The sequence below is a fragment of the Nostoc sp. LEGE 12447 genome, from assembly GCF_015206985.1.
Lineage (GTDB): Bacteria > Cyanobacteriota > Cyanobacteriia > Cyanobacteriales > Nostocaceae > Nostoc.
The window spans coordinates 1-5,368 of record NZ_JADEXT010000040.1; the positions used below are offsets into that span (position 1 = coordinate 1).

General features: G+C 44.9%; 7 protein-coding genes. 2 read left to right on the forward strand and 5 right to left on the reverse strand.

Annotation, left to right across the window (positions count from 1 at the left end; genetic code table 11):
* Positions 1-133: 133 nt before the first annotated feature.
* Genes IQ274_RS28295 through IQ274_RS28315 form a run of 5 tightly spaced genes read right to left on the reverse strand, consistent with a single transcriptional unit; the run spans position 134 to position 2,302 of the window.
* Positions 134-400, reverse strand: coding sequence for a hypothetical protein (locus tag IQ274_RS28295; protein ID WP_194144167.1), 267 nt, complete (start codon positions 398-400; stop codon positions 134-136).
* Between the two features lie 35 nt (positions 401-435).
* On the reverse strand, positions 436-711 hold the full coding sequence (locus tag IQ274_RS28300) for a hypothetical protein (RefSeq protein ID WP_194144168.1): 276 nt from the start codon (positions 709-711) through the stop codon (positions 436-438).
* Positions 708-953 (reverse strand): hypothetical protein, encoded by a 246-nt coding sequence (locus IQ274_RS28305; protein WP_194144169.1) that lies wholly within the window; start codon positions 951-953, stop codon positions 708-710. Before IQ274_RS28305 ends, IQ274_RS28300 begins: the two co-directional genes overlap by 4 nt.
* Positions 950-1,183 (reverse strand): hypothetical protein, encoded by a 234-nt coding sequence (locus tag IQ274_RS28310; RefSeq protein ID WP_194144170.1) that lies wholly within the window; start codon positions 1,181-1,183, stop codon positions 950-952. The genes IQ274_RS28305 and IQ274_RS28310 overlap by 4 nt, the downstream gene beginning before the upstream one ends.
* A gap of 3 nt (positions 1,184-1,186) precedes the next feature.
* Positions 1,187-2,302: a ParM/StbA family protein gene (locus tag IQ274_RS28315; RefSeq protein ID WP_194144171.1), complete on the reverse strand. Its 1,116-nt coding sequence runs from the start codon at positions 2,300-2,302 to the stop codon at positions 1,187-1,189.
* A gap of 239 nt (positions 2,303-2,541) precedes the next feature.
* Here IQ274_RS28315 and IQ274_RS28320 point away from each other — a divergent pair, with 239 nt between their 5' ends.
* Positions 2,542-2,751 (forward strand): plasmid partition protein ParG, encoded by a 210-nt coding sequence (locus tag IQ274_RS28320; protein ID WP_100903339.1) that lies wholly within the window; start codon positions 2,542-2,544, stop codon positions 2,749-2,751.
* Positions 2,752-3,365: 614 nt separating this feature from the next.
* The coding region (locus tag IQ274_RS28325) for a plasmid replication protein, CyRepA1 family (RefSeq protein WP_194144172.1) at positions 3,366-5,368 on the forward strand (2,003 nt) is incomplete at its 3' end.

Genomic DNA, 5,368 nt, shown 5'->3' on the forward strand with positions numbered 1-5,368 from the left:
GACGGCTTTTGTGTACATATTGCTGCCAAAATTGCATCTCACACACTACGTTTGTTGCTTCGCCGACATTTTGGCATTAATGTTCTCACTTTCCAGTCTCAACCTCTTTAATTCACATTAGGCGTAATTCACCTCATAAAATTGATAATTGCAGTGATTCTTGGCTGATGACTCTTGCATTGGTTGACATCCCTGACACTTCATAACAGCGAGTAGTCAAAGCCTTGTGATTGAGCAATAAATCAGCCTTCTTTCGTTGTCCAGCTAGAGGGCGAAAATGGTACTTGGGATGCTGGATTATACCTGTTTTATATAGGTACTGATAGAGCGTTCTATCAATCTGGTACACTCTAGAATTGGTGAGTAGGGTTGAGTCATAGACTCTGCGATTATTATTCATTGCTGCCTCTATTGAATCGGAAAGAGTACAAATGATTACGTTGCAAGGCTGTCATTGAAAGCATAAGCTTGCCCCTCAACTTGGGAATAGAACTCGATATTTAGAATCGCTTCGTGAATCTCCATCAAGGCTTGAACTGCATCACCCAGACGCAGGTCATTCGATGTGCTGAACCGCTCTGATGCTTCAATTTGTTTGTAATTTGGGGATGCTTGCACGAACCTTAGAGTTTGTTCGCAACCGAGGATTATGGTCATAATTTCGGTTGTTGTTAGGCTTGGTTGTGTCTTTTGGGTGTCTTGGTCGCTCATGACTTGTTTCTTCTCCTTTGGGTTTTGATTGGTGCGGTTGGTGCTTCTGGCTCACTGTTTGACGCTTGTGGCTGACTCGGTTTCTGAAGTACATAGCTGATGACCCCTGCGCCACCCACGGCTGCGGCAATGGTGAACATATTGTTACGACCGAAGTACTGCACTCCGAAATAGCCAAAAGCAATCGCTGCTGCTGTTGCTCCAATGCCTAAAACCATGTTTCTAAATCTGGATTTGGTCATGCTGCTCCCTTGAAATTAGTGACCATTGCGCTAAGTGCCGATTTATTGGGCTGTGTAGATTGCGGTGTTTCGGGTTTTGGTGATGTTTGCACATTGCCGTGTTGAAAAACCAGCTTCTCTACACCTGCTGAAAGTGCTTGTGTTGGCGCGTCTTGGGGTAAATCAAAAATCTTGCACAATTCAATTACTGCTAAGTAGGAGATGGTTATACGCCGAGATTCGTAATTCATTGATTAAGCTCCCAAAGAAATTTGAGTTAATAGTTTCAACCCCAAGGCATTGATGAATTGGGGATTATTCAAAATCACAAAGCCAAAACCGGCTAAGTTTTGATCCACCACTGGTAGAGAAACACCCCCACCCCAGGCGACAAGGTATTTAGCGCGGTCTAGATAATTGCCAGCAGTCACAAAGTTGGCGAATTTCTCAATCCTGTTACTCCACCACTCATCTAGGCATTGGCTATACTCGGTTTCAAACTTTTTACCTGTCAGGTGATTGCCGCCGTATGTGAAAGTGCCTTCTACAATTCCCTGGTTCACCAAACTGGGCGAGTGCTTCACATCCTTGGACAGCAAGCTCACTCGGTCGTTTCGTTTGTCTAGTGCCTCTGCAATCATCGAATGCAGTTCACCCGCTCCACCTTCAATCAAGTGACGGTCAATCACTGCGCCACTCCCGTTGAACACAGTAATCAACCAAGTCGATGAACCGATATCGAGTGCGATCGCTAATTCTGAGGGGTCAAGTACCAGGGACGCTTCACCGAATAAACAGTGGGCAATGCTTCCAAATCCTTCGGGGTAAATGCCTGTAACTACAATTTCAACTGTCTTGCTGACAATGGAACGGGTTACAGGGTGCAGATGCTCAAAGGTGTGAGTCCCTTCGACTCTGCGCTTAATCTCTTGTCCCCAACGTTCTGGGTTATGGTTGCTCAAACTAATTGAAAGCTTGACCCCATTGGGAATATTTAAAACTGCTAAGTCTGCAAGGATGCTTTCTAGTGCCAGTTCTGCTTTTTTGGCTTTGTCCTCGTGGAGTAAGGTGTGGTCACTTTGGGCTAGAGCCGCACTGCCCCAGAAGAATTGAACGTCTTTTAAGTCAAGCCGCGTTCCTTCTACATAACGTACCCATGCCCCATCTTTTGAGATGGTTTCGTGGTGCATGATGTTGCGGTTACGAACTAGTGAATATGCAGCAGGCATCATGATGGAAAAATCACCGATGATTGCCTTGCCATACCCTGCACCTGAGTCTTTACCGGCGATAAGGTCAGTTAGCCCTGATTTGGCTAACAAGTCTGCCTGAACTAGCCAATTTTTGGCATTGGAATATAAGGTTGTCATGGTTCTGTTGTTTGTTAAAGTCTTGATTTTTCTGGCTTTGCAGAATTTAGAGGCGCTTATCGCCTTAAATCCACATATCCGGTTGGAGGCTTGCCGTAGCATCACTTTCTGGCTTCTATTGCCTTTGTTGAGTGGCGTTTTTTGGCTTACATCTTTAATATAGCTCGAAAACTCGAATACTCAAGTACTCGAAAAATGAAATTTACTTATACTTTGGCGATAATTAAGAAAATTAATTAATGAGTATTCGAGCTATGGAGGAAAAGAAAAAACCAGGAAGACCATCAACCAATAAAGATGACCCTGTTTATGTCCGTGCCAGAGTGCCACGAGAACTCCACAAATCTTTCAAGCTTGCTTGCACGGAAGATGATTTGGTTATGGAAGATGTAGTCAAGGATTTGATTAAAGACTGGCTTACAAAAAGAGGCAAGAAAAATCCCGCTTAGATTTCCGAGTATTAGAGCTATATAATAAATTAGAGTCCTGTTACTTCTCCCAATTCTAAGTTTGAGGGGAGGTGACGTGAATGAAGACAACTTACAGAACCTCAATTACTTAAAAACTATCAACTTTTATTAAGTAATTTCAAGTAAAAGTCAGGTCTTGTTAGATATGAGACGACCAAAAGTTCTGTAAAATCAGGCAAGAACGTAAATAAAGCTTGTAAAGGAGATAAATATACAACAGCACCAAAAATTAAAAGGGCAAAGCGCTACTAGGTAGTAAACGTTTTGCCCAACAGTAAAAACTAAATATTTCAAATTACTTGGAAGCGGGGTTTATCTCTAGACGACCAAAGAAGTGGAAGGAAGGTGAGATGTCTAACCACTAATTGGCAAAAGAGACTAGTCCGCGCTGCTTACTCATAATTATATATGAGTTGCTGTGGCAATTTATAAATTTCTGCTTGCAGATTTTGGCAAGAAAATTCATTAAATTGTTTTTATTAGCTCAAAAAAGGCAAATTCAAGCAATACAGCGAATTATGTAGATATTAGGATTTAGCAGCGCGATAACCCCCTCCAGATACTGAAAACCAAAGTATTTGAGGGAAAAATCCGTGATTAATAACAACCGCGTACTTCAACCACATGAAGTTATAGGGGGGTACGAGATCATATCCCGCCCCTCTCACATAGAAGCGCACCATTGGAATGAATGGCTAGCCAGTGCTGTTGACCCTGGAATTATTGCGCTAAACGTCATTTCCGTATCAGGCACAGCCGCCTACGATTACCTGTTCTATGGTCAAAACGTCCCCCGCCGTAACGATGGACGACTCAGAGACGGGGTACTCAAGAATTATCGCCACATCGAAGGACTGAACTGGTGGTGCAGTGGCGTTGACCCGCTCAACGATTATAGCCCGATGATGTGGGGCGGCATGAAGCCCGATCGCCCCAGGCGCGACCTGAACAAAGTTCTTAAATTCATCAAGTATGAACATCCCCTAAGAGTGCCAACAAGGGCATTCTTCCTGGCAGTACCAGATTACATTTGGGAGAGTGTAGCCGCCCGATATGACTTGCCCATCAGCGATGAAGATAGGGCATTAGGCTTCTGGCATTGGGTATGGAAGTACAACATCCCAGTTGTGATTTGTGAGGGGGCCAAAAAAGCAGGGGCATTACTCACTATGGGCTATGCAGCGATCGCCCTTCCTGGGATAAACAGTGGCTACCGCAATCCCAAAGATGAATTTGGGCAACCCACAGGTAATTTACATCTAATTCCAGAGCTACAACACTTCGCCACCCTTGGACGTAAATTTATCATCTGCTTTGACCACGACACCAAGCCAGAAACAGTTCAACGGGTGAATATTGCCATTAGCCAAACCTCGAAACTGTTAACTGCCTGCGGCTGTCAAGTCTTAGTGACACAGTGGAGTTACCCCGAAAAAGGCATTGATGACTTAATCGCCGCTAGGGGGCCAGCTGTTACTGATGAAATCATAAAACTAGCACTGACAAAAGAAAAATGGCAGGTCAAAGAGTACAGCCGACTCTCAATTGAGGCGGCACTCGTCCTCAATCAGCGTTACCTGGGAGCATTGACCATCCCGGAAACCGCTAAACTGATTTTACTCAAATCCGTTAAAGGTTCTGGTAAAACCGAGTCATTTGCCGCGATCGTTGCTGAGGCGATCGCCAACGGTCAACCGGTTATCCTCTTATCGCACAGGGTACAGTTAGCCCAAGCGATCGCGGATCGGGTAGGCATCCCCTACATCACCGAAGTCAGAAACAGCGAAACAGGAGTTTTACTCGGTTTTGCGTTGTGTGTAGACAGTTTACACCCCAACGGTCAAGCCAGATTTAACGCCCTTTACTGGAAAGAACCGCTAGTAATCATTGACGAATCTGAACAGGTAATCTGGCACTTGCTCTCTGCCAACACTGAAGTTAAGAAGCATCGGGTCGAAGTCCTCAACCAACTTTCACAGTTGTTCAAAAATGCCTTTGCTCCTGGACGGGGTAAAGTCATCCTGGCTGATGCTGACTTATCTGATTTATCGCCAGAAATGGTTATGGGTCTTGCAGAAACCCAAGTTACCCCTTGGGTAGTCGTCAACAACTGGAAGGGACAACCCTGGAACATTTACCACTACAAACAAACTACCCCGGTTAATTGGTTAGCTGCTCTGGAAGCCCACATCAAAACCGGGGGTAAGCCCTTTATTGCCGTTGATTGCCAAAAAGCTAAATCAAAATGGGGAACCAAAGTCTTAGAAGCGAGGTTCAAGAAACAATTTCCCGATCGCAAAATACTTCGTATTGACTCCGAAACGATTGCCGACCCGCAACACGAAGCTTACAACTGCATATCGAGATTAAACAAAGTACTGCTGGAATATGACATTGTGCTGGCCTCCCCATCCATCGGCACAGGGGTCAGCATTGACATTTGGGGGCATTTTACCAGCGTTTGGGGGTGCTTCCGGGGAGTAGCACCAGAAAATGCCACTCGCCAAGCCTTAGCCCGTGTCCGAGAGGCGATACCGCGTCATCTTTGGGTAGCCAGTCATGGCTTAGGAAAGATTGGCAATGGAGCAATTAACCT

What these genes read in the sequence shown, in the direction of transcription:
- IQ274_RS28295 (WP_194144167.1), bottom strand. Translation starts at nt 400, where the DNA reads ATGAATAATAATCGCAGAGTCTATGACTCAACCCTACTCACCAATTCT.
- IQ274_RS28300 (WP_194144168.1), bottom strand. Translation starts at nt 711, where the DNA reads ATGAGCGACCAAGACACCCAAAAGACACAACCAAGCCTAACAACAACC.
- IQ274_RS28305 (WP_194144169.1), bottom strand. Translation starts at nt 953, where the DNA reads ATGACCAAATCCAGATTTAGAAACATGGTTTTAGGCATTGGAGCAACA.
- IQ274_RS28310 (WP_194144170.1), bottom strand. Translation starts at nt 1,183, where the DNA reads ATGAATTACGAATCTCGGCGTATAACCATCTCCTACTTAGCAGTAATT.
- IQ274_RS28315 (WP_194144171.1), bottom strand. Translation starts at nt 2,302, where the DNA reads ATGACAACCTTATATTCCAATGCCAAAAATTGGCTAGTTCAGGCAGAC.
- IQ274_RS28320 (WP_100903339.1), top strand. Translation starts at nt 2,542, where the DNA reads ATGAGTATTCGAGCTATGGAGGAAAAGAAAAAACCAGGAAGACCATCA.